The 26,504-nt window shown below is 49.1% G+C and carries 26 protein-coding genes; 4 read left to right on the top strand and 22 right to left on the bottom strand.

The window, feature by feature from the left end:
• The first annotated feature begins 39 nt into the window (after nt 1-39).
• Nucleotides 40-303 (top strand): GlsB/YeaQ/YmgE family stress response membrane protein, encoded by a 264-nt coding sequence (locus tag GQ671_RS05395; protein ID WP_160653856.1) that lies wholly within the window; start codon nt 40-42, stop codon nt 301-303.
• 27 nt (nt 304-330) lie between these two features.
• Here GQ671_RS05395 and GQ671_RS05390 read toward each other — a convergent pair whose 3' ends face one another.
• Nucleotides 331-633: a hypothetical protein gene (locus GQ671_RS05390; RefSeq protein WP_160653853.1), complete on the bottom strand. Its 303-nt coding sequence runs from the start codon at nt 631-633 to the stop codon at nt 331-333.
• A gap of 134 nt (nt 634-767) precedes the next feature.
• Here GQ671_RS05390 and GQ671_RS05385 point away from each other — a divergent pair, with 134 nt between their 5' ends.
• Nucleotides 768-3,641: a DUF3427 domain-containing protein gene (locus tag GQ671_RS05385; RefSeq protein ID WP_160653851.1), complete on the top strand. Its 2,874-nt coding sequence runs from the start codon at nt 768-770 to the stop codon at nt 3,639-3,641.
• A gap of 33 nt (nt 3,642-3,674) precedes the next feature.
• On the opposite strand, the gene GQ671_RS05380 is transcribed toward GQ671_RS05385, so the two are convergent.
• On the bottom strand, nt 3,675-5,006 hold the full coding sequence (locus GQ671_RS05380) for a hemolysin family protein (RefSeq protein ID WP_160653848.1): 1,332 nt from the start codon (nt 5,004-5,006) through the stop codon (nt 3,675-3,677).
• Between the two features lie 357 nt (nt 5,007-5,363).
• On the opposite strand from GQ671_RS05380, the gene GQ671_RS05375 reads away from it, so the two are divergent.
• Nucleotides 5,364-5,807, top strand: a complete 444-nt coding sequence (locus GQ671_RS05375) for a MarR family winged helix-turn-helix transcriptional regulator (RefSeq protein ID WP_160653846.1) — start codon at nt 5,364-5,366, stop codon at nt 5,805-5,807.
• 17 nt (nt 5,808-5,824) lie between these two features.
• On the opposite strand, the gene GQ671_RS05370 is transcribed toward GQ671_RS05375, so the two are convergent.
• The 9 genes from GQ671_RS05370 to GQ671_RS05330 form a co-directional block, all read right to left on the bottom strand.
• A complete protein-coding gene (locus tag GQ671_RS05370) occupies nt 5,825-6,676 on the bottom strand; it encodes a DegV family protein (RefSeq protein ID WP_160653843.1) in 852 nt (283 codons plus the stop codon).
• A 63-nt stretch (nt 6,677-6,739) separates the two neighbouring features.
• On the bottom strand, nt 6,740-8,356 hold the full coding sequence (locus GQ671_RS05365; RefSeq protein ID WP_160653840.1) for an ATP-binding cassette domain-containing protein: 1,617 nt from the start codon (nt 8,354-8,356) through the stop codon (nt 6,740-6,742).
• Nucleotides 8,356-9,912, bottom strand: a complete 1,557-nt coding sequence (locus GQ671_RS05360) for an ATP-binding cassette domain-containing protein (protein WP_246153173.1) — start codon at nt 9,910-9,912, stop codon at nt 8,356-8,358. Before GQ671_RS05360 ends, GQ671_RS05365 begins: the two co-directional genes overlap by 1 nt.
• A 62-nt stretch (nt 9,913-9,974) precedes the next feature.
• A complete protein-coding gene (moaA, locus tag GQ671_RS05355; protein WP_160653834.1) occupies nt 9,975-11,000 on the bottom strand; it encodes a GTP 3',8-cyclase MoaA in 1,026 nt (341 codons plus the stop codon).
• Nucleotides 10,975-11,583: a molybdenum cofactor guanylyltransferase gene (gene mobA, locus GQ671_RS05350; protein ID WP_160653831.1), complete on the bottom strand. Its 609-nt coding sequence runs from the start codon at nt 11,581-11,583 to the stop codon at nt 10,975-10,977. The genes moaA and mobA overlap by 26 nt, the downstream gene beginning before the upstream one ends.
• Nucleotides 11,580-11,813: a molybdopterin converting factor subunit 1 gene (moaD, locus tag GQ671_RS05345; protein ID WP_160653828.1), complete on the bottom strand. Its 234-nt coding sequence runs from the start codon at nt 11,811-11,813 to the stop codon at nt 11,580-11,582. The genes mobA and moaD overlap by 4 nt, the downstream gene beginning before the upstream one ends.
• A 1-nt stretch (nt 11,814) precedes the next feature.
• The gene (locus GQ671_RS05340) at nt 11,815-12,258 is read right to left on the bottom strand and encodes a molybdenum cofactor biosynthesis protein MoaE (protein WP_160653825.1); all 444 of its coding nucleotides are present in this window, start codon (nt 12,256-12,258) and stop codon (nt 11,815-11,817) included.
• Entirely contained in the window at nt 12,245-12,712 is a 468-nt protein-coding gene (mobB, locus tag GQ671_RS05335) for a molybdopterin-guanine dinucleotide biosynthesis protein B (RefSeq protein WP_160653823.1), read from the bottom strand. The genes GQ671_RS05340 and mobB overlap by 14 nt, the downstream gene beginning before the upstream one ends.
• Complete coding sequence (locus tag GQ671_RS05330; protein WP_160653820.1) at nt 12,709-13,965, bottom strand: molybdopterin molybdotransferase MoeA; 1,257 nt, start codon at nt 13,963-13,965, stop codon at nt 12,709-12,711. Before GQ671_RS05330 ends, mobB begins: the two co-directional genes overlap by 4 nt.
• A 62-nt stretch (nt 13,966-14,027) precedes the next feature.
• Here GQ671_RS05330 and moaC point away from each other — a divergent pair, with 62 nt between their 5' ends.
• Entirely contained in the window at nt 14,028-14,510 is a 483-nt protein-coding gene (moaC, locus tag GQ671_RS05325) for a cyclic pyranopterin monophosphate synthase MoaC (RefSeq protein ID WP_160653818.1), read from the top strand.
• Between the two features lie 19 nt (nt 14,511-14,529).
• On the opposite strand, the gene GQ671_RS05320 is transcribed toward moaC, so the two are convergent.
• From GQ671_RS05320 to GQ671_RS05270, 11 genes are all read right to left on the bottom strand, one after another.
• Nucleotides 14,530-15,024, bottom strand: coding sequence for a MogA/MoaB family molybdenum cofactor biosynthesis protein (locus GQ671_RS05320; protein WP_160653815.1), 495 nt, complete (start codon nt 15,022-15,024; stop codon nt 14,530-14,532).
• Between the two features lie 9 nt (nt 15,025-15,033).
• A complete protein-coding gene (locus tag GQ671_RS05315; RefSeq protein ID WP_160653812.1) occupies nt 15,034-16,035 on the bottom strand; it encodes a ThiF family adenylyltransferase in 1,002 nt (333 codons plus the stop codon).
• A 4-nt stretch (nt 16,036-16,039) separates the two neighbouring features.
• Nucleotides 16,040-17,224 (bottom strand): nitrate/nitrite transporter, encoded by a 1,185-nt coding sequence (locus GQ671_RS05310; RefSeq protein WP_160653809.1) that lies wholly within the window; start codon nt 17,222-17,224, stop codon nt 16,040-16,042.
• Between the two features lie 97 nt (nt 17,225-17,321).
• A complete protein-coding gene (locus GQ671_RS05305; protein ID WP_160653807.1) occupies nt 17,322-17,855 on the bottom strand; it encodes a hemerythrin domain-containing protein in 534 nt (177 codons plus the stop codon).
• A gap of 14 nt (nt 17,856-17,869) precedes the next feature.
• Nucleotides 17,870-18,520, bottom strand: a complete 651-nt coding sequence (locus tag GQ671_RS05300; RefSeq protein WP_160653802.1) for a response regulator — start codon at nt 18,518-18,520, stop codon at nt 17,870-17,872.
• Between the two features lie 11 nt (nt 18,521-18,531).
• Nucleotides 18,532-19,563, bottom strand: coding sequence for a sensor histidine kinase (locus GQ671_RS05295; protein ID WP_160653800.1), 1,032 nt, complete (start codon nt 19,561-19,563; stop codon nt 18,532-18,534).
• Nucleotides 19,556-20,017, bottom strand: coding sequence for a GAF domain-containing protein (locus GQ671_RS05290; RefSeq protein ID WP_160653797.1), 462 nt, complete (start codon nt 20,015-20,017; stop codon nt 19,556-19,558). Before GQ671_RS05290 ends, GQ671_RS05295 begins: the two co-directional genes overlap by 8 nt.
• A gap of 32 nt (nt 20,018-20,049) precedes the next feature.
• Nucleotides 20,050-20,724, bottom strand: a complete 675-nt coding sequence (gene narI / locus GQ671_RS05285) for a respiratory nitrate reductase subunit gamma (RefSeq protein ID WP_160653794.1) — start codon at nt 20,722-20,724, stop codon at nt 20,050-20,052.
• A complete protein-coding gene (gene narJ, locus GQ671_RS05280; RefSeq protein ID WP_160653791.1) occupies nt 20,717-21,295 on the bottom strand; it encodes a nitrate reductase molybdenum cofactor assembly chaperone in 579 nt (192 codons plus the stop codon). Before narJ ends, narI begins: the two co-directional genes overlap by 8 nt.
• The gene (gene narH, locus GQ671_RS05275; RefSeq protein ID WP_160653788.1) at nt 21,288-22,841 is read right to left on the bottom strand and encodes a nitrate reductase subunit beta; all 1,554 of its coding nucleotides are present in this window, start codon (nt 22,839-22,841) and stop codon (nt 21,288-21,290) included. The genes narJ and narH overlap by 8 nt, the downstream gene beginning before the upstream one ends.
• Nucleotides 22,831-26,502: a nitrate reductase subunit alpha gene (locus GQ671_RS05270; RefSeq protein ID WP_160653785.1), complete on the bottom strand. Its 3,672-nt coding sequence runs from the start codon at nt 26,500-26,502 to the stop codon at nt 22,831-22,833. The genes narH and GQ671_RS05270 overlap by 11 nt, the downstream gene beginning before the upstream one ends.
• Nucleotides 26,503-26,504 lie beyond the last annotated feature (2 nt).

The raw sequence follows: 26,504 nt of genomic DNA, 5'->3' as shown, positions 1-26,504 counted from the left end.
TAAAACACACAAATGAACACACACAAGGAGGAATCATCCATGGGTTGGATTATCACATTAATTGTAGGCGGCATTATTGGTTGGCTCGCCGGTCTTATTCTAGGTAAAGATGTACCATTCGGTATTATCGGAAACATTATTGCTGGACTTGTCGGCGCTTCAATTGCAAATGCACTTGGACTCAGCTTCGGACCTGAAGTCGGTGGCGTAAGCATCATCGGTGGCCTGATTGGCGCAATCATTCTTATACTGATTGTTTCATTCATCATGAAGGCACTCGGCGGCGGCAACAAAAGAGCATAATTCGAATGAAACCCTCGTAACGCAAAGTTACGAGGGTTTTTTATCTGCAGTTTTTTCTTCAGTATCATGGATCAGCCAGCGTGACTCCCTACCATCCTCGTAACGCTGTCTTTCACGCTCCTCTTTCATTCGATCAAGCTCGAGCTGCATATGCTTGTTCTCAATCATGAAGTTTTCCTGTCTGAGCTGCTCCAATTCCTTCTCTTCCTGTAATTTTCTTATTTCCAGCTTCTGCTGCTTCTTCTTATAGTCTCTATTGATGGCGTATAGCGGGATGGAAAAGAAAAGCACTACCGGAACTGTTGCAATCAGGAATTCAAAAATACCCATATGGACACCACCCTCATTTATTACATACAGTTTAGCATAGTTGAATTGTTTTTTTGAATAATTTAGAAAAATCAGGATGAGATCTAGGAAATTGAATCATACTTCAATATAATGGATGTGAAGAGGTGCCAGACATGGAAATAAATAAAGAGAATCTACTGAATGCATATGAACGCGGATTCGTAAATCGGGATATAGATAAAGTAGGCCATCATCCTCCACGCATGATCATCAACTCCAAAGAGGAGAATGTACTCTCTTCCATGCTTGATGAAATGGAAGTGTGTGATTCATTTTCCATCTCCGTAGCTTTTATAACGGAAGGCGGACTAGCGACTTTGAAGACGACACTGCACGAACTTGCTAAAAGGAACGTAAAAGGGCGCATCATCACTTCCACCTACTTGAACTTCAATAAGCCGAAAGTTTTCAAGGCGCTCCTCGGCATTCCGAATATCGAAGTCAGAGTCACCGGCAAGGAAGGGTTCCATGCGAAAGGTTATGTCTTCAGAAACAGGCATTACACTTCCATGTTCATCGGAAGCTCCAATCTCACTGATGCGGCACTGAAGAAGAATTACGAATACAACCTCAAATTGACCAGTCTGGAGAATGGCGCGGTCATCCAGCATTTCAACAGCCAGTTCGAAGTGCTATGGAACGATTCTGCGCCTGTCGATGATGCATGGGTCGATGCCTACGCGCAGTCCTATGTCGAGGAACCTATGCAGAGAAAGGTGCTAGAGGTCATCGAAGACCGTTCCAAGTACCGGTATAGAGGTGCAGAAGGTCCTGTCATAAAACCGAATGCGATGCAGCATGAAGCGTTGAATGCACTTGATCAGCTGCGACAGACCGGCAAAGATAAAGGTCTGGTGGTTTCAGCTACAGGAACCGGGAAGACCTATCTTGCGGCATTTGATGTACAGCAGTTCAGACCTGGCCGCATGCTTTTTCTGGCCCACAGGGAGCAGATACTCGATAAATCGAGAAATGACTTTTCCAACCTGCTGGAAGGATCACAGTCCGATTTCGGCATCTTCAGCGGCAACCAGAAGACAATGGATACGAAATATCTGTTCGCCACTGTCCAGACACTCTCCCGTGAGGACAACCTGAAGCATTTTGATCCCGATGATTTCGATTACATCATAGTGGACGAAGCCCACCGTTCCGGTGCCGATACATATAGGAGGATACTGGATCACTTTAATCCGTCATTTCTGCTCGGTATGACCGCGACTCCCGAGAGGACTGACGATGTCGAGATATTCAGCCTGTTCGATTATAATATCGCCTACGAAATCCGTCTCCAGCAGGCACTGGAGGAGGAGATTCTCGCCCCTTTTCATTATTTTGGTGTGACCGACTATGAAAAGGATGGTCATATGATTGATGACACGGCAGCACTTGGCCGACTGACAAGCAGTGAGCGTATTGATCACCTGCTGGAAAAGATTAAATACTACGGCCATTCCGGGGAAGTGCTGCGCGGATTGATGTTCGTATCGAACCGGGAGGAAGCACACGCGTTCAGCGAAGCTCTGAACGCGCGCGATTACAGAACAAAAGCACTGACAGGTCTCAACACACAGCTTGAAAGACAGGAGGCTGTGCGGAATTTTGAAAACGGCGGACTCGATTATATCATCACAGTGGATATATTCAATGAAGGCGTCGACATCCCGGCAATCAACCAGGTTGTCATGCTGCGGCAGACGAAATCCAGCATCATCTTCATCCAGCAGCTCGGTCGCGGTCTTAGAAAGCACGATGATAAGGAATACCTGACGGTCATCGATTTTATTGGAAACTATAAGAACAACTATATGATTCCCATCGCGCTGACAGGAGATAAATCATATAACAAGGATAAGCTCAGGAAATCACTGATCAACCGTAATGCAGTCAGTGGCGTATCCACAATCAATTTTGAAGCAGTCGCCAAGGAGAAGATATACCAGTCCATCAATTCCACACCGGTCAATAGGCAGAGCTTTCTCAAGGAAATGCATATATACCTGAAGAATAAACTCGGGCGCATGCCCACACTCCTCGACTACCAAAAGGACATCGATGTCGTCGATCCGTTTGTAATACTTCATAAATACAGCCACTATCTTGAGTTTCTCATGAAGATCAAGGAGCTGGATCTGAACATCGCACATAGCAGTCATCAGCTTCTCACTTTTCTTTCAGGAGAAATTGCCGAAGGTAAACGTATCATTGAAACCCGACTGCTAAGGGCAGTCATCCAGGCGCCAACAGGTCTGCAGGATTTTCAGCTCGAGATGCACAGACAGGGATACCATATGACGGATGGCACGATGCAATCGGTGCTCGGGGTGCTCACCCACCAGTTCCATACCGAGCAGGACAGGAAAAAATACGGCGCACCACTTGTCGAAATCATCGGCGATAAAATCCATCCGACACATGCATTGACTGACGCCCTGGAAGATCCACTCGTAGACGAACAGATAAACCAGCTGCTGGAGCTGTCCATCGAAAATAGTAGACAGTACAATCAGACAGTCCCGCTTACAATCAATCAGAAATATTCCAGGAAAGATGCCTGCCGACTGCTTGAGTGGAACAAGGACGAATCCTCTACAATGTATGGATACAAGTACAAGCATGGCACTTGTCCGATCTTCATCACCTATCATAAAAACGACATGATTGAGGAAACCATCCAATATGAAGACCAGTTTCTCGATCAGAATACACTGAGATGGTCCACAAGAAGCAACCGGACATTGCAATCGAAAGAAATCAGGACCATCCTGGAAGCACACAGTGAAGGGGCACCCATCCATATCTTCGTAAAGAAGGATGATGACGAAGGCACCGACTTCTACTATCTTGGCCGGGGCAGGATCGATTATGATTCACTTTATGAAACAAAAATGAATGACGGATTAGGAAGACCGGTTGTCATGATGAATATGGTCATGGAGAAGACAGTGGACTATGAGCTCTATAAATATCTGGAATCCAACATATGAAAATAGGAGCAGGCCCCTTTCCGGGGTCTGCTCCTATTCTTCTTCATCGTCATTATTCAATCTGTTGTATCCTTTGAGCAGTGCGACCTGCTTGATCAGATGATTATCCATATCGAGGACGATCCACTTGTCTTCAGCTGTATTGAAATAGTCGTCTTTTCCAATGTCAGTGTTGTTGCTCTGAAGCCAGCCGCCGATGGTGTCTACATCGTCACTGTCATTGAATGTGATGCCGAACTTCTCTTCCAGGTCATCCAGCAGTACGCGACCGTTTATATGGTAGATGTCATCTTCCACTTTAACAATGTCGGGCTCTTCATCTTCATCGAACTCATCCCTGATTTCACCGACAATCTCTTCAAGGATATCCTCCATTGTAATCATCCCTGCTGTACCGCCGTATTCATCGATGATCAAAGCGATATGCACACGCTCCTGCTGCATTTTGATCAACGCATCACTGATTCTTGACACTTCCGTGATCATCGGTATTTCATGAATATGGTCTTCCGGTGTGACTTCTTCGTCGGATACATGGTTTGTCAGAAACTCCCGGACATTGAGAAATCCGATGATCTGGTCCTTGTCCCCGCTTTCATCGGTGACAGGATAGCGCGTATAGTTATGTTCTTTGACATTTTCCAGCACGTCATCGATATGCACAGGATCCGTGAGCGTAATCATCTGCGTTCTCGGCACCATGATATCCTTTGCCAGTCTTTCATCAAAGGAAAAGATATTCTGCATATAAGCCAGCTCTGTCTGGTTTATTTCTCCACTTTGATAACTTTGTGTCATTATAATCTTAAGTTCATCTTCAGAGTGTCCCTGCTCTACTGGAACGTCCTTCAGACCAAGGAGCCTGACAAGCATTCTCGCTGAACCATTCATCGTCCAGATGAACGGCTTCATGATGACTCCGAAGAAATACAATGGTCCTGAAAGCAGAAGCGCCAGTTTTTCAGAATACTGGATTGCGACTGTCTTAGGTGCCAGCTCTCCAATGACGACATGAATGAAAGTAACGATGATGAATGCTGATGCAATTGTCAGCACTGTCGTCATCTGATCGGGTATACCCAGAAAATTAAAGAGAGGATGCAGCAGGAAATCAAACGTTGATTCTCCAATCCAACCGAGTCCGAGAGCAGTTACAGTGATTCCGAGCTGACATGCAGACAAATAGTAGTCGAGTTCTGCTGTCATACTGCGCACCCGGCGCGCTTTCCTGTTTCCTTCTTCAATAAGCTGTTCGATACGGGAATGTCTTGCTTTCACGAGCGCAAATTCTGACCCGACAAAGAGCATTGTAAGTACTATAAGAATTACAAATAAAATCAAGTTCCATATTGTGGTTATGTCCAATTAGTTCCCTTTTCTAGAAGGGATTCACCTCCGGTAATATATGACTACAATCTTTGCGTCGAATGCTTTCTGAAACAGGGTATCTTTATTCATGTTCAACATCTCATTCGATACATGTATTTTCAAATTCGCCTTCCCAATTGCAGCCACCTCCCGGAAGATAATAGTTATAGCCATTCTATCACAGTATTTTTTACTCATGCCACTTTTATCCAATGATTCGCCCTAATAGGAAGCTTTTCATCATTTGCCAATCATATTTTGGACATATATAAATTTATATTGAATTTGCATATAATATAGTATTATAATAGTCATATGAATTTGCAGGATAATACAGAATGGAGGCCGCCCTTCATGACCAAGTCCACTCTGGACGAACGCATCTGCTTCAACCTATATAACCTCCAACGGCAAATCAACCGTTTCTATAACAAGTCCATTCTAAACGAGATGGATATCACTTACCCACAGTTTCTGGTACTTAACATTCTGCAGGACAAGAAACAGGTGAATATAAAGACACTGGCAAAGATGCTGCGATTGGATACAGGAACAATTTCACCTTTGATCAGACGGATGGAAAAGCTTGATCTGGTTCATCGCTGGAGAGATGCGGATGATCAGCGCCTCGTTTATATAGAGGCAACGGAGAGAGGCAAAAAGTTGGAAGAAAAGTTGGATAAGTCTTTTGAATCATTCAGCGAGGCGATCGATATTGCTCCTGAAGAGGAAGAGGCACTTCTTGCACATATAAAGCACATCGATGCAATGCTTACAAAAAATGCGTTTCGGAATTGATTCCGAAACGCATTTTTCTATTGGTTTTTCGTAAAACCGAATCCAATCGTACCATGACCGGTGTGCACACCAGCTACTGTCACCAGTGGTTCCACCACCAGGTTCAGTTGTGGCATCTTCTCTTCAATCCTTGCCTTCCATTCTTCCGTAAGGTCGGCATTACCGGCATGAACAATCGCAAGGGTCTTCACTGCATCTTCCTTGACGTGTTCCTCAAGCTGGGCCATTACAGCATTGACCACTTTCTTCTTTGTGCGCAGCTTTTCTCCGATGACAACCTTGCCATCATCAAACTTCAGCTTCAGATGAATATTGAGGACCGAGGCAAGCATCGATCGGGACGCTGAAATGCGTCCGCTCTTCCTCATCTGATTGAAGCTCTGTGGCAGCAGGTACAATTGCGCCCGTTCACGCATCGACCTGATATCCTGTACCACTTCATCTATGCTCCTGTCGGAATTCCTCGCCTCCACTGCACGCTCCACCATCTGCTTCATCGGGTAGCTTCCGATTCTCGAATCTATGACATATACAGGCTTGGTCATTCCTTCAGAAGCACTGAGAGAGCTCTGATAGGTTCCTGTCAGTTCACTTGACGCATGGACTGCGATGACTGCTTCATAGTTGTCATCCGCTTCCAGTGCTTCATATACTTCCATGAATTCACCGATTGGCGGCTGTGAAGTCTTAGCCCCTTCTCCACTTTCCTTCAGCATGCTGTATATCTCTTCAGTCGTTGCATCAACACCATCTCTGTAGGCAACACCGTCGATGATGACAGACATCGGAAGCACCCGGACATCATGGGTTTCCATATAAGATTTATCAATCCCGGATGAGGAATCCGTCACTACTGCAATTTTTTTCATATAAATCCCTTCCTTCCTGCCACATCCATTTCAATCAAGTGTAGCATTTACTATTTTACATTGCTATAGAAAGTCCCTGAAGCGCTGGACTGCCTGGTAGACCGGTCCATGGCGCTGCATAAGCTGTTCATATGTGCCCGACTCGATGATCCGGCCCTGCTCCATATAGTGGATATGATCAAATGATTCAAGTCTGCTAAGATCGTGGGTGCTTACGATGAGTGTCGGTCTGGAGAGGATATGATCCCATATCTTCTGTTTCAACCGGTCGTCGAGACGTGCAGTCGGTTCGTCCATGATCCACCAGCTCTTATTTTCAGCGAGCATGCGTATGAACTGCAGACGCTTCTGTTCACCCCCGGATAGCCTTCCGGTAAATTCAATCATGGTGTCCGGCGTATAGTGGGCCATCTCGAGTAATTCAAGGTCCGACTCGACGGCTGTCCGATTCCTTTCGATATGACCGAACATGGTGATATTGTCCATTACTGAAGCATTATAGAAGTCGAGCTGCTGTGGCATGACCGAGGCTTGGGCAATGGACGCACCCGGCACCGTCCGCCCACTTTCATCATATAGAGTGACCGCCTTATCGCCGTCGATGATCCGATCGATCAGTGTTGTTTTCCCGGAACCACTGCTGCCGATGATTACATGCTTCTCCCCTTCTTTTACAGTCAATGAGACATCTTTCAATACGTCAAGGGAAGCATTCGGATAGCGGAAGTCCAGATGATCCACTTCAATGGCAGAGACTTCAGAAGGCATATCAGGAATGCTTGTATGAGCAATATCAAGCTCGAGCTCTGAAACTGCAGCCTTTACCGTTCTGTACTGGCTTGCAGGGTTCATCACCGGCATTGCGAGATCAAAGTAGCTGAGAGCGATCAGCATGATCATCGGCACCCATAGCGGCGTCTGTTCATACAGCATTACGATGATCATGATGATTGCTGAGAGCTGCACCCCCTGTGCCATGAACTGCATCAGCGATTCGTTCGTGGCCATCCTGTTCTCATTTTCCCTTATTCTCCGGATGCCGGGTGCGATTTTTTCTTTTTCAGACTCTTTTTTTCCCGTCACCCAAAGATTGGTATAGTCATGGATATAATGGTAGAGCCTCGCATAGAGTGCATCATCGGTCTGATCACGGGATTCCAATGTACCGGACATTCGACCTTCAAACAGTTTGGGAATGGCAAACAGCAGGATGAGCGCAATGATTGCCGTCATTGCTGCAAAACCAAGTCCTGCATATACGGCAAGCACCATGAGGAGCAGGGAAATCAACACCGCCACAATGTACGGATAGATAATGCGTATATAGTAATTCTCCACCTGTTCGAAATACTGGTTCAGCTTCTGGATGAATTTGACGCTGTGGGTGTTCTGTTCTGAACTGATAGTACTTTTGAAGTAGTTCAGCCTGAGCCGGCCGATCAGTTTGAATGTCGCTTCGTGGGACAGCAGCCTTTCAATGTATCTGAAAGCACCTTTCATCATGCCGAAAAGCTTGATGACTGCGATGATGAGAATGATGACGAAGAATGGTGGATCAAAGAAGCTGAGGCTGATCATATATCCACTGAGACCGAACAGTGCAATGCCGACCAGACCACCCGCCAGACCAAGCAAGATGCTGTAGAGAATCTGTTTCCTTTCACTTTTCAAGTATTCCATCATGACCCTCCTTTCTGAAGGACGATCTGCCTGTCGCTGAAAGTATAATGATGGTCGGCAATCTTCAGCAGTTTCCGCCGGTGGACCACTGCAATGATGGCGGATTCAAGTTTCAGTTCAGCAAGATACGCCATGATCATTTCTTCTGTCGTGGCATCAAGAAACTCTGTCGGTTCATCCATCAGAATGATCTTCGGCCGCCGTATGAGAACCCTAGCCATCTTCAGCCGGACGATCTCACCGCCGGACAATGGAATATTATGATTGACGATCGGTGCATGAATACCTTTATCAAGGTTACTGAGACTATCCATGAGACCGAGCTTTTCAAGCAGCTCGATCACAGCCGCTTCAGCATATTCACCATCTGATACGTATTCGTAGATGGTGGTGTCGGAAAAGTAGACTTCATCGGAAATATATCCGATACCCGCATCCGACAGCGCGACTGTACCGTTTCCTGGACGATGCAGACCAAGCAGCATGCGTATGAATGTACTCTTACCGATGCCGGAAGGTCCGGTGATCGCTGTAAAGCCTGTCTCAGGAAGTGCAAGGTCTACATTTTCGAGCAGTACGTTCTCGCCATGGCCGATGGAGACACCGTCAAGCTCGACCGCTTTGGAGGAATTGAAATTGCGGTAATCATCATCCTCCTCTTCATTCTCGAGCCATTCTTCAATACGTTCCAGATTACCTTGGGAAAGCTTGCCGTTATGGAACTCGATGCCAAGCACCTTCAACGCATTATAGAACTCCGGAGCAAGAAGCAGTGTGAAGAATGCGGCATAGAAAGTGATGCCTTCGAAGATGATGATCTGCAGCCCCACTTCCAGTGCAATCAGACCGATGCCGAGGATCGTAATGAACTCGAGCATCAGCGTCGACTGGAATGCATATTTCAGTATGTGCATCGTTTCTCTGACGTACTGTTCATTATAATGCTTCAGCCTGGCGATTACGGTGCGCTCGGCCCCGGTATACTGCACCGTATTCTTGCCGCGGATCAGATTGAGGAATAGCATTCCCAGTTCATCGAACTGGGAAGCCTGCGCCTCCGATTCATCTTTCGTCCTCAGACCCACGAGTATATAGTAGAGTGGGACAAAAGGAGCAGTGAAAATCATGATCAATGCAGCATTTCTATGGATGAAGAACATCGCTGTAATGATGATTGTGATTTTGACCGTCGTCTGTATGACAGTCGGTATGAATACTTTCTCGAATGGCCGGTATTTCTCAAGATGGACAAAGATGGCATTGAGCATCGACTCCGAGTGCTTTCTTGTCTGATCATCGATTTTTGAAACTACCCTATGTGTCAGATGCTCAATTCTCTCGTTCGCCACCCTTGCACCTATTACCCTGTAGACAAAAGACAGAAGGGCATAGAGGAAGAAGAACAGGGCGACCCATACCAGTCCATTGACCCGAGGGGCCTCACCTTCAATCACGATATCATTCAGCAGCAGTGACAGATGGTGGCCGAACAGTATGAATGCCAGCACGCCGAGTGCAGACAAGGCACTGTACAGTATGATATATTTTTTTGGCATATTCAGCTTCATGTTTTTTCCTTCCTAGCAACAAAAAACGTGAAGATGAACTTCACGTTTTCCTAGCCTCCGATATAACTCATGTTGATCTTATTCCGCCTGCGCCGATTTTCAGATGTGATTTCAGTCCTGAGATCGGAATAGCGGTCATCCCGTCTGTTCCAGACGCCTGTCAGCACCTCGGTCAATTCTGCATCAGAGATGCCTTCTCTGATCAGCTGTCTGACATCAAAGCCATCTACAGCAAACAGGCAGCCATAGAACTTTCCATCTGATGAAAGCCGCGCGCGCGTGCACGTGGAGCAGAAGCTCTCGGAAACGCTCGTAATGAACCCGAGATGGGATTTCGCATCCTTATGGCGATACACTTTGGCAACTTCTCCATAATAGGCAGGATCGAGTGGTTCGATATCGAACTCTTCTTCGAGCATCTTTAAAATTTCCTTCTTTGTAATGACCTTATCAAAGTTCCAGCCATTATCATTACCCACATCCATGAACTCTATAAACCTCAAAGTCACCGGTAAAGTTTTGAAAAAACGTGCCATCGGCAGGATTTCGTGGTCATTCAGCCCTTTTTGGACCACCATGTTGATCTTGATATCGAAGCCGAGCGACAGGGCGTATCTGATCTGCTCGATGATTCTCGATGTCCCGATGCCCCGATCATTGATCTGGCCGAATAATTCATCGTCCATTGCATCCAGGCTGATATTGAGCCTTCTCAGACCTGCATCGTACAGTTTCCTGCCTTGTTTTTTCAAGAGCAGTCCGTTTGTTGTCATACCGATATCCTCGATGCCTTCTATACTGTAGAGCTTGCGGATCAGTTCATCCAGATCCCGTCTCAATAGCGGCTCTCCGCCTGTTATTCTGAGCTTTTTGACACCGAGTGTGGCATAGATCCTGGCAATCCGCTCTATTTCTTCAAAGGATAGCAGCTGTTCACGCTTCATGAACTCGAAATCATCACCGAAAATCTCCTTCGGCATGCAGTAGGTGCACCTGAAATTGCAGCGGTCGGTCACCGATATTCTCAGATCTCTGATCGGTCGTCCGAATTTATCTGTAATACTCTCCACTTTCATCCCCCCCAAATCGGATGTCCGTCTTCCTGTTCATGTTGACGAATGTCCCATCATTGATGCCATATGACACTGCATCCACTTCAATCATTCCTCTTTCTTCAAACAGCGCGTGCATGCTCAGTTGTCGTGCATCAAGCAGCTGCCGGATTGTTTCCGGCAGATCCGCGCCCTGATAGACGCCGATAAGCGGATGCAGACGATCCGCCGCCTTCGTTATGACCAGCGCATCGGGATTGCCTACTGCCTTTCTGTAAAGAGTAGACAGCCACTCGGGTGAAACGTATGGCGCATCGCAGGATACGACAAGCAGCCGGTCTCCCGGAAAAGCTTTCGCCACCTCATAAAGGCCACCGAGTGGACCGTCATCCTGGAAAACATCATCAACGATTGTCTGCAATCCATCAAAACAATCTGCGAGACGTTGATTCGTACTGATGACAATCTCATCAATGGCACTGGACGCTTCAAGTGCGCCAGCTACATGGCTGTACATCGGTCTGCCATCGATTTTGAAAAATGCCTTGTCCTCTCCGAATCGTGTTGAATTGCCCCCGGCCAGAACGACACCAATCGTCTTTGTCATCCGCCACTCACTGGGGGAATCAATGCAACCTCATCGTTTTCATCGACGATATGGCCATCCTTCACGAATGACTCGTTGCAGGCGACCTGGAATACATCTCCTTCAAGTGCAGGATATCGCATATATATCGCTTTTTTCAGTTCCCCAGCAGTCAGGGATGATGGCGTATCCAGTACAATACGTCCTTCGCCGATTTTCTCCTTCAGTCCTGCAAACAGCATTACTTTCATATCATTTCTCCTCCAAATCAGGATGATACTGGCGCTGGTCGCCCATCCATTCTGCACCATCTTCCCATATTTCCTTTTTCCAGATGGGAACGATCTCCTTGATCCGTTCGATGGCGTATTCATTTGCACGGTAACTGTCTTTTCTATGGGGAGCACTCGTCACGATAATCACCGCAATATCCGAAATTTCAAGCTTGCCTACGCGGTGGGCAATGGTCGTCTCGACGCCTGGCCAGCGTTCGCTGATCTCCATGCCGATCTGTGCCATCTTCCGCTCCGCCATCGGTCTGTATGCTTCATATTCAAGATGGACTGTGCGCGTGCCCTTCGTCCACTCTCTCACATGCCCTGTGAACATGCATACTGCGCCCTGTTTTTCGTTTATGGCAAATTCATGATACTGATGGATATCAATCGGACCTTCAACTACTTCAAACTGTTTCATCATCAGAACTCCATTCATCAAACCATTCGATAATCTTACTCTCATCATACCGCATATCTGCATATATTAAAACATTCACAAACTCTGCTTCATCGACATTTGTGTGTCCGTCCGTAAATGAATGGGTCAGCACAATTTTAGGATGACTTTCGTGTTTGTACCCTTCTATCAGCAGTACATCGACCGCACCTTCAAGCTGCCTGATCTGGGCTTTTAGATCCGGTGCACGGTTTTCGTGGCGCATGCTCATACCTGGGGTGTTGAGAATAGTCACATCCGCTCCACACCCGGCAAACCGGCTGGTATCACTGCCCTCTGTCATGATGCCATGATCAAGGTGATGATGCTTGATGACAGCCGCTTTCATGCCCTTTGCCCTCAGCAGTCCGATCATCTTCTCCACCAGTGTTGTCTTTCCAGTATTTTTGAACCCGACGACCTGGAGGATCTTCATATATCGAAATGATCGATGCCTGTCGTCATATCCGTCATCATGACTTTGACACCATCCCCTTTTTCATAGCCTCTTGTACCACCCGGCAGCACGATGATGCCGTTGCTTTTCGCAATCGAAGTGACGGCGTTCGATTTATTGAAACCGGCAGGCGTTGCATACACTCTGCCTTCTCGGTAGTCGATCTCCGCCCGGATGAAGCGGGTGAACGGGTTCGCCTTCTTGAAGTCGCCATCGAGCACAGCATTAAGTACCGGGGCAAAGATGCGGTCGTGGCCCACCATTTTCATGAAAGCCGGTCGCGCAAATAGCTCAAAACCTGTGTAGCATGCCGATGGATTGCCGCTCAGGCCGAACATCGGCTTGGATCCGAGCATGCTGACGGTCGTCACGCTGCCCGGCCTCATGCCGACCTTATTGAACAGTTCTTTTGCACCAAGGGCTTCGTAGAGCTTCGGCAGATGATCATAGTCCCCGACCGATACACCGCCTGTCGTGATGATCGCATCCACTTCACCCAGCATCTGCTGCACTCTTAGAAGCAGCGTCTCAAAGTCATCCGCTTCCAGCGCGTATATCCGGGGTTCGATATTCATGCGCTGCAGCTGGCTTTTTATCATCGGACCATTCGAATTGCGGATCTTTCCCACTTCAAGCGGTGCATCGATATCCACCAGTTCACTGCCGGTTGCAAGTATGCCGACGACTGGCTTGCGGTAGACTTCGACATCTTTATATCCGAACGTCGCAAGTGCTGCAACAGCGCCCGGATTGATGAGGGTGCCAGCGGACACGATGATGTCGCCGACTGTACACTCCTCCCCCTGAATGGCGATGTTTTCACCCATCTCAAATGGTCTTCTTATCGAAAATGAACCCGCATCCTGTCTTGTCTGCTCGAACATCACAACGGCATCTGCGCTTTTCGGCACAGGCGCCCCTGTCATGATGCGAAACGCCTCGTTCTCATTCAATTCATAGTCGCTTGCAGCACCGGCCGGCACTTCTGCTGCAACTTTGAAGGTGATTCTATTTTCTCCTGAAGCGCCTCTGCTATCTTTTGCACGAATGGCAAAGCCATCCATCGCGGATTTGTCGAACCTCGGGACATCCATCGATGCCGCAAGGTTCCGTGCGAGAATGCGTCCATAGCTTTCCGTATAGGATATTGTTTCCACGGGAAGGGGGGATATGCCGGAGACCACCCGTCGGACCGCTTCCGAAACGGCAATTGGGGTGCGATTCAAGTTCATATCATCACTACTTTCGATTTGCAGATTCTGTTATACTCATTGTACTAGAAAGGAAGTTGAAAATGTCCGAATTCACTCATTTCAATCAGGAAGGCAGAGCACGCATGGTCGACGTTTCCGATAAGGAAGTGACCAGCAGAACTGCTGTAGCCAAAAGCATACTCGGTGTTACAGAAGAGATCCATCAGGCCATCACCGAAGGTACGGTGAAAAAGGGAGACGTGCTTTCAGTTGCACAAGTCGCCGGCATAATGGCTGCCAAAAATACACACCAGATCATCCCGATGTGCCATCCCCTGCCTTTATCCGGTATCGACATCTCCTTCGACTGGGCGCTTTCCGAAGGGTATTTCCTCCATATCGAAGCCACTGTCAAAACGACCGGCCGTACGGGTGTCGAGATGGAAGCTCTGACCGCTGCAAGCGCCGCTGCCCTGACCGTCTACGATATGTGCAAAGCAATCGACAAGGGCATGGTCATCCATGAAACTGCACTCGTATCAAAGACCGGCGGCAAGTCCGGAGACTACCGTATAGACAAGTAGAGCGTGCCTCGGGCACGCTCTACTTGTTCAATTCATGGACGAAATGATTCAGCTCGGGCACAATCAGCCGCTCCATGCCCAATTTCACTGCGCCGGTCGAGCCGGGCAGTGCAAAGATGACCGTGGATCCAATCGTACCAGCAACGGCACGCGACAGCATGCTGCGCGATCCGATGTCCTCGGTGAAGCTGAGCATCCTGAAGATCTCGCCAAACCCTTCGATCTCCTTATTGAATAGAGGGCGCAATGCTTCAATCGTCACATCCCGACGGGCGATGCCTGTCCCGCCTGTTGTGATGACGGCATTCATGCCGAGACTCACCAGATGTCTAACGGCTTCCGAGATTTCCTCAGCATCATCCTTCACTATGCGATAGTCCTCAACCACCGTGTTGAGCGATGTCAGCTGGTCGATGACCAGGCGCCCCCCTTTGTCCGTTTCCCTGCTGCGTGTATCACTGATGGTGATGACGCCTACTCTTATATCCCTATCGATTGTGCCGACGATGCTCATAGTAGCCTCCTAGCCGAATAGTTGATTGACGAGTGTCTTGGCCTTGTTCATATCATCGAGGCCATGGATCAGCATCCGCCCGTTATTGAAACAGACAAAGCGGGAGGTCCCGTAATGAAATTCCTGAAAATAGGGCGTCCGGTTGACCTCTATGCCAAGGCGCGACAGGGCATGGTCGACGGCCGATGCTGTAATCCGTGCATCCATCACCTGGACCGTATCCCTGCCGCATAGCCGCATGGCATGATCTGTACGCTCATCAAGCGACGGGTAGACCGGATGAGTGCCGCACGTCTCACATTCATCCGATTTCATTCCGTCGATGCGATACTTCATGTGCTCCATGTCCCAGACATTGCCGATGCGCATATGGTGCGGGGCGCGGAACTGGCCGGTCAGGATCTTCAAGCCGGTCGTCACCTGCTCGGCAACCGCCATCTGTACAGCCGGAGCGATGATTCCTGCAGTATCACATGTCAATGTCGTCGCCGGAAGCACCGGCACGAGGCACCGGTAGCAAGGCGTCCCATCCGGCATAAAACCGGCACTGCTGTAGGAGGCCTCGACACATGCGGCGTATACCCAAGGTTTGCCGAGCTTATAGGCAGCATCATTGATCAACAGACGCGTATCGAAGTTGTCCGTCCCGTCAAGCAGCAGATCCGCTGCTTCTGCAAGTTCCAGAAGCAGTGGTGCATCACAATGGGCAATATGCGCCTCCACTTCAAGGTCCGGCCGTATTTCCACGAGCCGTTCCTTCGCGGCAATCACCTTCGGCTGCTTCTCTTCCGCGTCATGTGACGTATACAGTGTCTGCCGCTGCAGATTGGAATACTCCACATAATCCCGATCGATCAATATCAGCTTTCTGACACCAGCACGTGCCAGCATTTCAGCAGACAGAGAGCCGAGCGCGCCAACACCGACGATAAGTACCGTACTCGCTGAAATGAGACGCTGCCCTCTTTCCCCTATGCCACTGTAGAGTACCTGTCTTGAATAACGCTCCATATCATCACTCCGACGCCAGTTGATTTTTCTTAAGATTACTATTCATATGGAACATTGTAAACAGACTGATCAGACAGAAGAGCGACAGAAGTATGAAACCGATGGCATAGCTGCCGGTCAGATTGTATGTCTGGTCGATGACGATCGGCGGAAAGAATCCGCCGAGCCCGCCCATCATGGCGACAAAGCCATTGCTGATGCCGGCCTGCTTCGAGAAATATGTCGGAACGAATTTGAACACCAGGCCATTGCCGATGCCGGCGCAGACAGCCGTCAGCAGACAGCCGATTGTAAATAGAATGATGGCGTTATACGTGAATGCCAGCAGGAGGCCGGAGACGGCCAGACCGATGAACGTGATGATCAGTGCGTGAAGTGCATTGAACCTGTCTCCAATCAGTCCTCCAATCGGTCTGAGTACCGTCGCTATGACGATGAATATTGCCGTTCTGATGCCGGCATCGATTGTGCTCAAGTTGAACAGTGCTTCATCTGTCAGAAAACCTGGTAAGAATAATCCGAAGGCGACAAAGGCGCCGAATGTGATGAAATACCACAGGTTGAAGAAATAGAACTTGTAATCTCTCGTCACTTCCTTGAACTGTTTAGCGAGCGGCAGATCGACTTTGCGCTCATTCCGGTCTCCCATGATGAACTGCAGTATGGCAAAGCAGGCCAGTACAACGAGGTATGTCTGGACTGCTGCCTGCCAGCCGCCGAAAGAAAGGGCCAGCGCCGGTGCACCGAAGCTCGTCACTGCAGTACCGATGTTCCCCATGCCATATACACCGTTGACGAATCCATGCTTGTCCTTCGGATAGTATTTCGGCAGACTCGTGACACCGATGCTGAATGTCGCTCCGCCGATACCGAGGAACACTGCGGCAATCATCAGATTCCGAGGGGTTGTGGCGATGCTCAGATAGAAAACGGGAATCAACAGGAAAATGAAACTGAAAAGGAAAACGACACGCCCACCCATCTTATTGGCAAGAATGCCGAAAGGAATGCGCAGTACGGATCCGAGTATTACCGGCAAGGCGACGATGAGTGCACGCTGGTCGGCAGCTTCCGGTATATCTTTGACGATCTCAGGGAACAGCGGTGCAAGCAGTGTCCACACCATGAATCCGGCCAGCAGACTGAACGTCTGGAGAATAAGCTGTTTCCTGCCCATTTTTTCATTCATACGGATCAACCTCACTTACTTTTTATTGTGATTTATTTTACAAATTCATTATATAATCTGCATATCACTCCAAGTAAGAAGGGAAATCCCTACATTTCTAGGCACTTGTAATCAGTGTATTCATCTGCTCAAACAGTACTTCCTCATCAACCGCCTTCAATACTTTATCCGCCATTGTGAACAGTACCGACTCTTCCTTGACCATATGTACCGTCAGTACTTCGTATGCCTCCATCACATCTTCGACCATTTCATTCATGCGCCCAAGCGACATTTCATTCATACCATGCATCGTATGATGGAAGAAGTGGTCGATATAGGCATCAATTTCCTGATGCTCCTCTTCTATCGAAAGGATCGGTCCCTGCTCGAGCCCGATATACGCCCCGAGCATCGGAAAGAAATACTTCTCTTCCTTGGCCTGGTGGCGCTTCAGCGGTGCCTCGAATGCTTTCAGCTTCTCCCTCAGGTCCTTGATGACCATCAGACCTTCAAGACGGCTCCTGACATCTCCATGCTCAAACTTCAGAACCAGCTGGAACCAGTCGTCCATCAGATATTTGAGATAGCGGTGTTCATTTTCCAGTACGCGCAACGCTTTCATTTTGAATTGAAACTTGTCCTGTTCCATCTATCCACCTACATTCAGAAATCTATCAGTTTTTTCTTCATCGCATATTCCACCAGTTCCGGACGGTTGGACAGCTCGAGCTTCTCCATGATTCTCGACTTGTGCGCCTCCACCGTCTTGACTGAAACGAAAAGCATCTCTGCTATGTCCTTGTTGCCATATCCTTTGGCGATCAGGGGCAGTATTTCAAGCTCACGCCGGGTCAAAATGCTGAAAGGTTTATCCGACTGCTCGGGCACTGCTTCATTGTTGAGCAGTCTTTCGATATTGTCATCCATCAGTACAGGGTCGACATACCGCTCTCCGCCATGCACCTTTCTGATTGCCCGGATCAGCTCATCATCCGGTGAATTTTTTAAAATATATCCCTTGGCACCGCTCTTGAACGTGTGGACGATGTACTCCTCATCGTCATACATCGTCAGGATCAGTATCTTCACTTCCGGAAACGCATCGTTGATGCGACTGGCAGCAAAAAGACCGGACTCTCCCGGTGGCATGCTGAGATCCATCAGAAGAACGTCCGGCCCGAGTGACTTCACTTTTTCAAAAGCCTGCCTGCCGTCGGCTGCTGTACCGATCACTTCCATATCCGACTGGTAGTTGATCAGCATGCTGAATCCTGTCCGCACCACTGCATGATCATCCGCAATGACAATCTTCATCCAATCTCCTCCTATACTGGGATGGAACCAAATACTTTCGTCCCTCTGCCGGGCGCACTGTCCACGCTGACAGTACCACCGACACTGCTGGCCCGTTCCGACATTCCAAAAAGGCCCAGCCCTGTTCCGACCGGCGTATCTCCGACATGGAAACCGAGCCCTGCATCTTCTATCGTGAACTTGATATGATGGGTTTCTTCATTCTTCATCTCTTCGAGCGAGACATCGACGCAATCCACTTCGGCATATTTTGCTGCATTGAATATGGCCTCCTGGATGATTCTGTACAGCACCGTCTCCACTTCCGGATTGAAGCGTTTCTGCTCCACAGTGAAACTGAAGTCCACACTGATGCCATATTGCCTTTCAATCCACTTGAAATGGGTTTTCAGTGCCGCTTCTATCCCAAGATCGTCAAGACTTGCCGGCCGCAGCTCAACTGAAATGTTTCTAACATAGTCCAGAAGATGACTCAAGGATTCCTCCGATTTGACCATCTTGTCATTGAGCGCCTCTCGATCATCGACATATTTGAGCAGTCTCATCTCAAGCAGGACATTCAGAAGTTCCTGCGTCACGCCATCATGCAGATCCCTCGATATGCGTTTCCTCTCACCCTCCTGAGCCTGGATGATACGCTGGGTCAGCCTTTTCTGATGTTCGATCTCCTGTGTCTTCAACTGTTCGGCCAGTGGATTCAAAGTGAATACACTGATTTCATTTTCCGGATCGACCCGCTGGAAATTGGCGATAAAAGGCACCACTTCTCCTTCCCGTGTACGCATATAGACCTGGAAGGATACAATTTCATCCTGGTAAAGGTAGCAGTTGCTGCATGCCACGCGTCCGCCTGACATATACATGCCCTGGCAATGGTTGCATATATGCTGAAACTGGCTTCTATCATAGTCCGTCTCATCCAGTGTACTTGCAGCGTGTGCATTCATATGGACGATTTCTCCGCTTTTATTGACAAAGATGATCATCTCTTTCGAATGGTGGAACATCGCCTCAAGCAGGGAAGTCAGATTCGGCTCATTCATTGACCATCAGCTCTTTCAGTATTTGTTTTCTCAGTGTCTTTTCCACACAGTGCTTGATCATTTCATATTCCTCTTCCGCAAACATCCTCCTGCTCCGGTTACCCATCAGCAGAATACCCATGACTTCTTCATCATCATTCCACAACGGCATGGCGATGAAACTCTGCAGCTGCTCTGTCTTCAGTATCGGGTAACGGAAAAGGTCCCGCTCAATGTCTGTTCCGGCGATATCGTCGATAATCATCGATTTACCCGTTTTCATCACTGTTCCCGGTACACCTTTGCCTCTCGGCAGCGCAATTCTTTTCCACTGTTCCCCTGAACTGCCTATACTGTACTTCCACCTGATCATATAGTTGGTCTGTCTGATTCTGATGTCAGTCAGTACTACAAGGTCGAAACTGAACTGCTCTCGAATATTCGATAATGTCGCTTCAATGCTACTCTCGTTCATAGTACGCCTCCGTTTCCAGGAGATCCCCTCTGCTACTTATTTTTACGGTAGATGATATAGCTTCTGCCAACATAGTTGAATGGCAGGCTCCATGCGTGCACAAGACGTGTTGCAGGCCATAAGGCAAAGATCAGAAATCCGGTTAATACATGTATTTTAAAGCTCAATGGCACATCTGTCATCAGATTTGCGTCCGGCGAGAAGACGAACAGACTTCTCAACCATACGGAAATGGACGTACGGTAGTCGAAATCCGTCACCACTGCGTTTGTGACGAGGGTCGCATAGACACCCATGAACGTGATGAAGAGGAGCAGGAAGTTGACGGTAATGTCAGAAGCCGAACTCAGTCGGCGGACCGCCTGCTTGGTGACGCGCCTGAAAGTCAGCATGATCATGCCGAGCAGCATGACGACACCGAAAATACCACCGATATAAACAGCGCCGATATGATACAGATGCTCCGTCACACCCAAAGCTTCGAGCCAGTGTGCCGGTATGAGCAGGCCGACGATATGACCGAAAAATACAGGAATGACCGAAAAGTGGAAAAGGATGCTACCGATCATAAGCTGCTTCTTCTCGATGAACTCGCTGGATTTGGCAGTCCATCCGAACTGGTCGATCCGGTAGCGCCATATATGACCGATGACGAAGACTGCGACGCAAAGATATGGGAAGATGACCCATAAAAACTGATCAATCATTTTCCACGCCTTCTTTCTCAGAGACTTCCACACATGCCTTGAATGTCTCCCTGAGTCCTTTGATCAAATTGAAATACGGGCTTTTATTTTTCTCAAGTGCCTGGATGATATGATAGGTGCCATCTTCAAGTACCATGATGAGCAGAGTCATGCTTTCCTTCGCACGGTCATCTCCACGCCAGTCGGCAGCATAGAGGAACTCGAGCATCAGCGGCAGATAGTCGCTCAATTCATTGTCCGGCATCTCGAGACCGAACATTTCATACAGCACTTTGAGTTTGGCGAGCATCTGCCCCCGCTCCTTCTGGTCCTCGAACTTGAAGTAGGTCATATACAGATTCGTATGCTTGTCGAAGTCGAAAGTCTGCGTATATACCTGCTGGATCTCGTCGAGACTGATTTCATGCATATCCTCCCAGTACTGGTTGATGAACGGCTGGGCTGGATGACCTTCATGAAACACTCCTTCGAATGCCTTGGGGTGGAAATCAAGCTTCTCCGGGTAGGTCAGCTGATTGGCAAAAAAGCCGAATGCCTGCTTGTAGTTGTGTAGTTTATCAAGGTTAATCACGCCAGATTCCTCCGTAGAAATTCTCTTCATAGACTGCCTTGCCGGACTTCACCGTTGCAGCCTGTGATAATGATGGGCCACATCCATCGCAGTCCGAACCGCCAAAGCCGAAACCGCTGCTGCCCTGGGCGCGGTATGGATCCGTATACTGCTCCCTATGGGACGTCGGAATGACGAAGCGGTCTTCATACTTGGCAATTGCGAGCAGGCGGTACATCTTCTTCGTCTCATTGGCAGACATGCCTACACGATCGAGCCTTGCTTCATCAAAATCCTTGCCGCTTGAAATGGCACGCATATACTGTCTCATCATCGCCATTTTCTGAAGCGCCCCTTTGACAGGCGTAACATCTCCAGCGGTCAGCATGTTTGCAAGATACTGCAACGGAATGCGCATCTCCTCGATTGCCGGGAAGATGGCGTCCGGATTTCTTATGGAGTCACGGCCTTCAAAGTAGTTCATGATCGGGCTGAGTGGTGGGCAGTACCATACCATCGGCATTGTGCGGTATTCCGGATGAAGCGGGAAGGCGAGCTTGTACTTCACGGCGAGGTCATAGACCGGCGAGCGCTGTGCTGCTTCGATCCAATCTGCTGAGATACCGTCACGTTCCGCCTGCTCGATCACTTCCGGATCATTCGGATCCAGGAACAGATCAAGCTGCGCTTCATAGAGGTCCTTTTCATTCTCGGTAGACGCTGCTTCAAGTACACGGTCTGCGTCATAGAGCAGTACACCCAGGTAGCGCATTCTGCCTGTACATGTTTCAGAACATACCGTCGGCAGACCCGCTTCAACGCGCGGGAAGCAGAAGGTGCACTTTTCAGCCTTGTTCGTTTTCCAGTTGAAGTAAACTTTCTTATACGGACAGCCGGTCATGCAGTAGCGCCATCCACGACACGCTTCCTGATCGACCAGTACGATGCCGTCCTCATCGCGCTTGTACATCGCCCCGGATGGACAGCTTGCGACACAGCTCGGGTTCAGACAGTGTTCGCAAAGCCGCGGCAGATACATCATGAAGGTCTGTTCAAAGTTGAATTTGATCTCTTCCTCGATCTTTTCGATGTTCGGGTCCTTCGGTCCTGTAATATGCCCGCCTGCGAGATCATCCTCCCAGTTCGGTCCCCATTCGAGATCCATCTTCTTACCGGAAACGACGGAGTGTGCCTTTGCCACAGGGCTATGCTTGCTTTCCGGTTTGGTAATCAGGTCGTGGTAGTTGTATGTCCATGGTTCATAGTATTCCTTCATTTCCGGCATGTCCGGGTTATAGAAGATCTTGCCGAGTGCAATTTTGGAAAGCTTGGTACCGCTCTTCAGTTCCAGACGGCCGTTCTTAAGCTTCCAGCCGCCCTTGTAGTGCTCCTGGTCCTCCCACCTTTTCGGGTAACCGATACCCGGTTTTGTTTCCACGTTATTGAACCACATGTACTCCGCCCCCGGTCTATTGGTCCATGTGCTCTTGCATGTCACACTGCACGTATGGCAGCCGATGCATTTGTCGAGATTCATCACCATTGCGATCTGCGCTTTAATCTTCAAGCCAGTCGACCTCCTTCATTTTTCTTACTGCAACATAGACATCCCGCTGGTTGCCGATCGGACCATAGTAGTTGAACCCATAACTCAGCTGTCCGTAGCCGCCCACCATCTGTGTCGGTTTCATGTGTATTCTCGTTGGTGCATTGTGGCTGCCCCCGCGGGTATCGGTGATTTCCGAACCCGGCATCTCGATGTGCTTGTCCTGTGCATGGTACATGAACATCGTCCCTTTCGGCATCCTGTGTGATACGACCGCCCGCGCATTGACGACACCATTGCGGTTATAGACTTCAAGCCAGTCATTATCGTTGATGTCATGCGCTTCTGCGTCAAGTTTCGACAGCCACACTGTCGGTCCACCCCTGAATAGCGTCAGCATATGCAGATTATCCTGGTATGTGGAGTGGATGTTCCATTTGCCGTGCGGTGTCAGATATCTCAGTACCAGGCTGTCGACCCCGCCTTTTATCTTCTTATCCCGTGTGCCGAATACCATCGGCGGCAAGGTCGGCTTATATACAGGCAGTGCTTCGCCGTACTGCAGGAACATATCGTGGTCGATATAGAATGACTGGCGGCCTGTCAGAGTTCTGAACGGCACCTGCTTTTCAATATTTATCGTGAATGGGCTGTATCTCTTGCCCGGTTTGTTGTAGCCCTGGAACACGGCAGTCGGGAGGACTTCCCTCGGCTGTGCCGTAATGTTCTTGAAAGTGATCTTTTCATGCGTGCGGTCTGCTGAAATATCCTGCAGCGGCATGCCTGTCTGGTCTTCCAGGTTCTCGTAGGACTTCTTCGACACCTCTCCATTTGAACATGAGGCGACGTGCAGAATGACATCCGCTACGTTTCTGGCCGTATCCATGATCGGGAGGCCATCCTTGATTGTGCCGTCTGTATACACGCCGAGCATCGACTTCAGTTCCTCATACTGCTTCGATACATTGAAAGCAACGCCATGGGCACCGATGTTGTTTTTGAACAATGGTCCTGCAGTGATGAACTTGTCGTAGACTTCCGTGTAGTCGCGCTCAACCACCTTCATGCTTGGCATCGTCCGTCCCGGAACAGCCTCGACCTCACCTTTCGACCAGTCCTTCACATGACCGAGCGGCTGTGAGATCTCCTGCTTCGTATCGTGTGCCAAAGGAGATGCGACAAGGTCCTTATGCTTACCCGGCAGATGCGTCTTCGCCATGTCGCTGAACCGCTTCGTCAGATCCTTGAATATATTCCAGTCCGATTTCGATTCCCATAGCGGGTTGACCGCCGGATTGAACGGGTGGATGAACGGATGCATGTCGGTACTTGAGATATCGTGCTTCTCATACCATGTTGCTGCCGGCAGAATGATATCTGCATAGATCGGCGTTGCCGTCATCCTGAAATCGAGCGCGATCATCAGATCAAGCTTGCCTTCAACATCATCGCGCCATTTGATCTCTTCAGGTACGAACTCATCATTCGGTGATGCCAGCAGACCATTTTTTGCGCCAAGCAAGTGCTTCATGAAGTACTCCTGCCCTTTGGCGGATGAGGAGATCAGATTGGAACGCCAGACGAAGAGCGTTTTCGGGTGATTCTCTTTTGCACCCGGATCTTCAATCGCGAACTGAGTCTCTTTATTTTTCAGCTGCTCGACCGCCAGGTCGATGATGGCTTCGTCGGAATCGTCACCATTTGCTGCAGCTTCCCTGGCAAACTCCAGGCTGCTCTTATTGAACTGCGGATAGCTCGGCAGCCACCCGAGACGGGCGGCGAGCACATTGTAGTCGGCAGGGTGTTTGTAGTCGATCTTCTCTGCAGTCGGCGACTGCAGGGCATCCGCCCCCGCTTCCTCATAGCGCCACTGCTCTGTAGCAAAATAGAACCAGCTTGTTGCGTTCTGCTGGCGTGGGGGCGCCTGCCAGTCCTTGGCGAATGCCACATGGCCCCAGCCTTCATATGGACGCACTTTCTCCTGACCGACGTAATGCGCCCAGCCGCCGCCATTCTTGCCCTGGCACCCACACAGCATGACGAGGTTGAGTATTGCCCTGTATATCGTGTCGGAGTTGAACCAGTGGTTGATGCCGGCACCCATGATGATCATGGATCGTCCGTCCGTATCCACTGCATTCTGTGCAAATTCACGGGCAATCTGGACGACCAGCGACTGTTTGACGCCTGTAATCGTCTCCTGCCAGGCAGGTGTATAGATGCAGGATGCATCGTCGTAGCCTGCTGCTTCATTTTCAGTGCCGAAGCGGTTGACACCATATTGGCTGAGCATGAGGTCATGGATGGTTGCGACGAACCTTTCAGTACCATCTGCAAGCCTTACTTTTTGTGCAGCAATCGGACGTCTGAATACGCGGTTGCCGGCGTTGTCGAAGTATGGGAATGCAATTTCGACAACTTCTGACTCCTGCCCTTCAATAGTGAGAGCTGGATCAATCTCTGAACCATCCTCCCGCTCGAGCACGAGATTCCATTTTCTGCCCTCTTCCCAGCGCTGGCCCATGGTACCGTTCGGTGCCAGCATTTCGTCTGTATTTGCGTCCAGAATGACCGGTTTCCATTCGGCATGTTCTGATTCGATGCCAAGGTCGCTTTCCCTGAGGAATCTTCCCGCTTTCAGAGTATCCTCGAATTCATCCAGCATGATGAGAAACGGCATGTCCGTGAATCGTTTCGCGTAGTCGATGAACATCGGTTCCTGTCTCTGATGATAGAATTCATCGAGAATGACATGGGTCATCCCCTGTGCCAGTGCCGCATCGGTCCCAGGATTCGGTGCCAGCCAGTTGTCCGCAAATTTGACGTTTTCTGCATAATCCGGAGCGACGGAGACGATTTTCGTACCCTTGTATCTGACTTCCGTCATGAAGTGGGCATCCGGTGTCCGTGTCAATGGAACATTCGATCCCCACATCATCAAGTAGTTGGCATTGTACCAGTCAGCCGATTCCGGCACATCCGTCTGCTCCCCCCAGATCTGCGGCGAGGCATTCGGCAGGTCTGCATACCAGTCATAGAAGCTGAGCATCTCGCCTCCGAGCAATGAAATGAATCTTGATCCGGCCGCGTAGCTGATCATGCTCATTGCCGGAATCGGTGTAAATCCTGCGATGCGGTCCGGGCCGTACTTTTTAATTGTATAGATGAGCTGGGCTGCAATCAGCTGGGTGGCATCCTTCCATGTCACACGGACATGACCGCCCATGCCTCGTGCCTGCTTGTAGGATTTCGCCTTTTCCTCATCTTCGATGATGCTTGCCCATGCCTTGATCGGATCACCAGTCTCTTCCAGTGCCGCACGCCAGAGACGCCATAGTTTGCCTCTCATATATGGAAACTTGATGCGCATCGGACTATATTCATACCATGAAAATGAAGCACCACGCGGACATCCCCTTGGTTCATATTCAGGCATATCCGGACCGCATGATGGATAGTCCGTCTGCTGGTTCTCCCATGTGATGATGCCGTTCTTGACAAATACTTTCCATGAGCAGGAACCGGTGCAGTTTACACCATGGGTGGTTCTGACGACTTTGTCATGACTCCAGCGCTGCCGGTACATCTTCTCCCATTCCCTGCTTTTCTCCTCCATTATTGACCAGTTGCCATTGAATTTTTCCGTCGGTTTGAAAAATTTCAGGCCGAACAGTTTCTCCATCT

Source organism: Salinicoccus hispanicus (assembly GCF_009831115.1).
GTDB lineage: Bacteria > Bacillota > Bacilli > Staphylococcales > Salinicoccaceae > Salinicoccus > Salinicoccus hispanicus.
This window is presented reverse-complemented; position numbering and strand designations above follow the sequence as displayed.

Bases quoted from the DNA above. Each gene is read 5' to 3' on its own strand.
- GQ671_RS05300 (WP_160653802.1), bottom strand. From the start codon at position 18,520: ATGAAGATTGTCATTGCGGATGATCATGCAGTGGTGCGGACAGGATTC.
- GQ671_RS05270 (WP_160653785.1), bottom strand. From the start codon at position 26,502: ATGGAGAAACTGTTCGGCCTGAAATTTTTCAAACCGACGGAAAAATTC.
- mobA (WP_160653831.1), bottom strand. From the start codon at position 11,583: ATGACAAAGACGATTGGTGTCGTTCTGGCCGGGGGCAATTCAACACGA.
- GQ671_RS05360 (WP_246153173.1), bottom strand. From the start codon at position 9,912: ATGCCAAAAAAATATATCATACTGTACAGTGCCTTGTCTGCACTCGGC.
- GQ671_RS05390 (WP_160653853.1), bottom strand. From the start codon at position 633: ATGGGTATTTTTGAATTCCTGATTGCAACAGTTCCGGTAGTGCTTTTC.
- GQ671_RS05365 (WP_160653840.1), bottom strand. From the start codon at position 8,356: ATGGAATACTTGAAAAGTGAAAGGAAACAGATTCTCTACAGCATCTTG.
- GQ671_RS05375 (WP_160653846.1), top strand. From the start codon at position 5,364: ATGACCAAGTCCACTCTGGACGAACGCATCTGCTTCAACCTATATAAC.
- GQ671_RS05370 (WP_160653843.1), bottom strand. From the start codon at position 6,676: ATGAAAAAAATTGCAGTAGTGACGGATTCCTCATCCGGGATTGATAAA.
- GQ671_RS05340 (WP_160653825.1), bottom strand. From the start codon at position 12,258: ATGAAACAGTTTGAAGTAGTTGAAGGTCCGATTGATATCCATCAGTAT.
- moaC (WP_160653818.1), top strand. From the start codon at position 14,028: ATGTCCGAATTCACTCATTTCAATCAGGAAGGCAGAGCACGCATGGTC.
- GQ671_RS05330 (WP_160653820.1), bottom strand. From the start codon at position 13,965: ATGAACTTGAATCGCACCCCAATTGCCGTTTCGGAAGCGGTCCGACGG.
- GQ671_RS05305 (WP_160653807.1), bottom strand. From the start codon at position 17,855: ATGGAACAGGACAAGTTTCAATTCAAAATGAAAGCGTTGCGCGTACTG.
- GQ671_RS05320 (WP_160653815.1), bottom strand. From the start codon at position 15,024: ATGAGCATCGTCGGCACAATCGATAGGGATATAAGAGTAGGCGTCATC.
- GQ671_RS05385 (WP_160653851.1), top strand. From the start codon at position 768: ATGGAAATAAATAAAGAGAATCTACTGAATGCATATGAACGCGGATTC.
- GQ671_RS05315 (WP_160653812.1), bottom strand. From the start codon at position 16,035: ATGGAGCGTTATTCAAGACAGGTACTCTACAGTGGCATAGGGGAAAGA.
- GQ671_RS05310 (WP_160653809.1), bottom strand. From the start codon at position 17,224: ATGAATGAAAAAATGGGCAGGAAACAGCTTATTCTCCAGACGTTCAGT.
- GQ671_RS05395 (WP_160653856.1), top strand. From the start codon at position 40: ATGGGTTGGATTATCACATTAATTGTAGGCGGCATTATTGGTTGGCTC.
- narI (WP_160653794.1), bottom strand. From the start codon at position 20,724: ATGATTGATCAGTTTTTATGGGTCATCTTCCCATATCTTTGCGTCGCA.
- GQ671_RS05295 (WP_160653800.1), bottom strand. From the start codon at position 19,563: ATGAATGAGCCGAATCTGACTTCCCTGCTTGAGGCGATGTTCCACCAT.
- GQ671_RS05290 (WP_160653797.1), bottom strand. From the start codon at position 20,017: ATGAACGAGAGTAGCATTGAAGCGACATTATCGAATATTCGAGAGCAG.
- moaA (WP_160653834.1), bottom strand. From the start codon at position 11,000: ATGAAAGTGGAGAGTATTACAGATAAATTCGGACGACCGATCAGAGAT.
- mobB (WP_160653823.1), bottom strand. From the start codon at position 12,712: ATGAAGATCCTCCAGGTCGTCGGGTTCAAAAATACTGGAAAGACAACA.
- moaD (WP_160653828.1), bottom strand. From the start codon at position 11,813: ATGAAAGTAATGCTGTTTGCAGGACTGAAGGAGAAAATCGGCGAAGGA.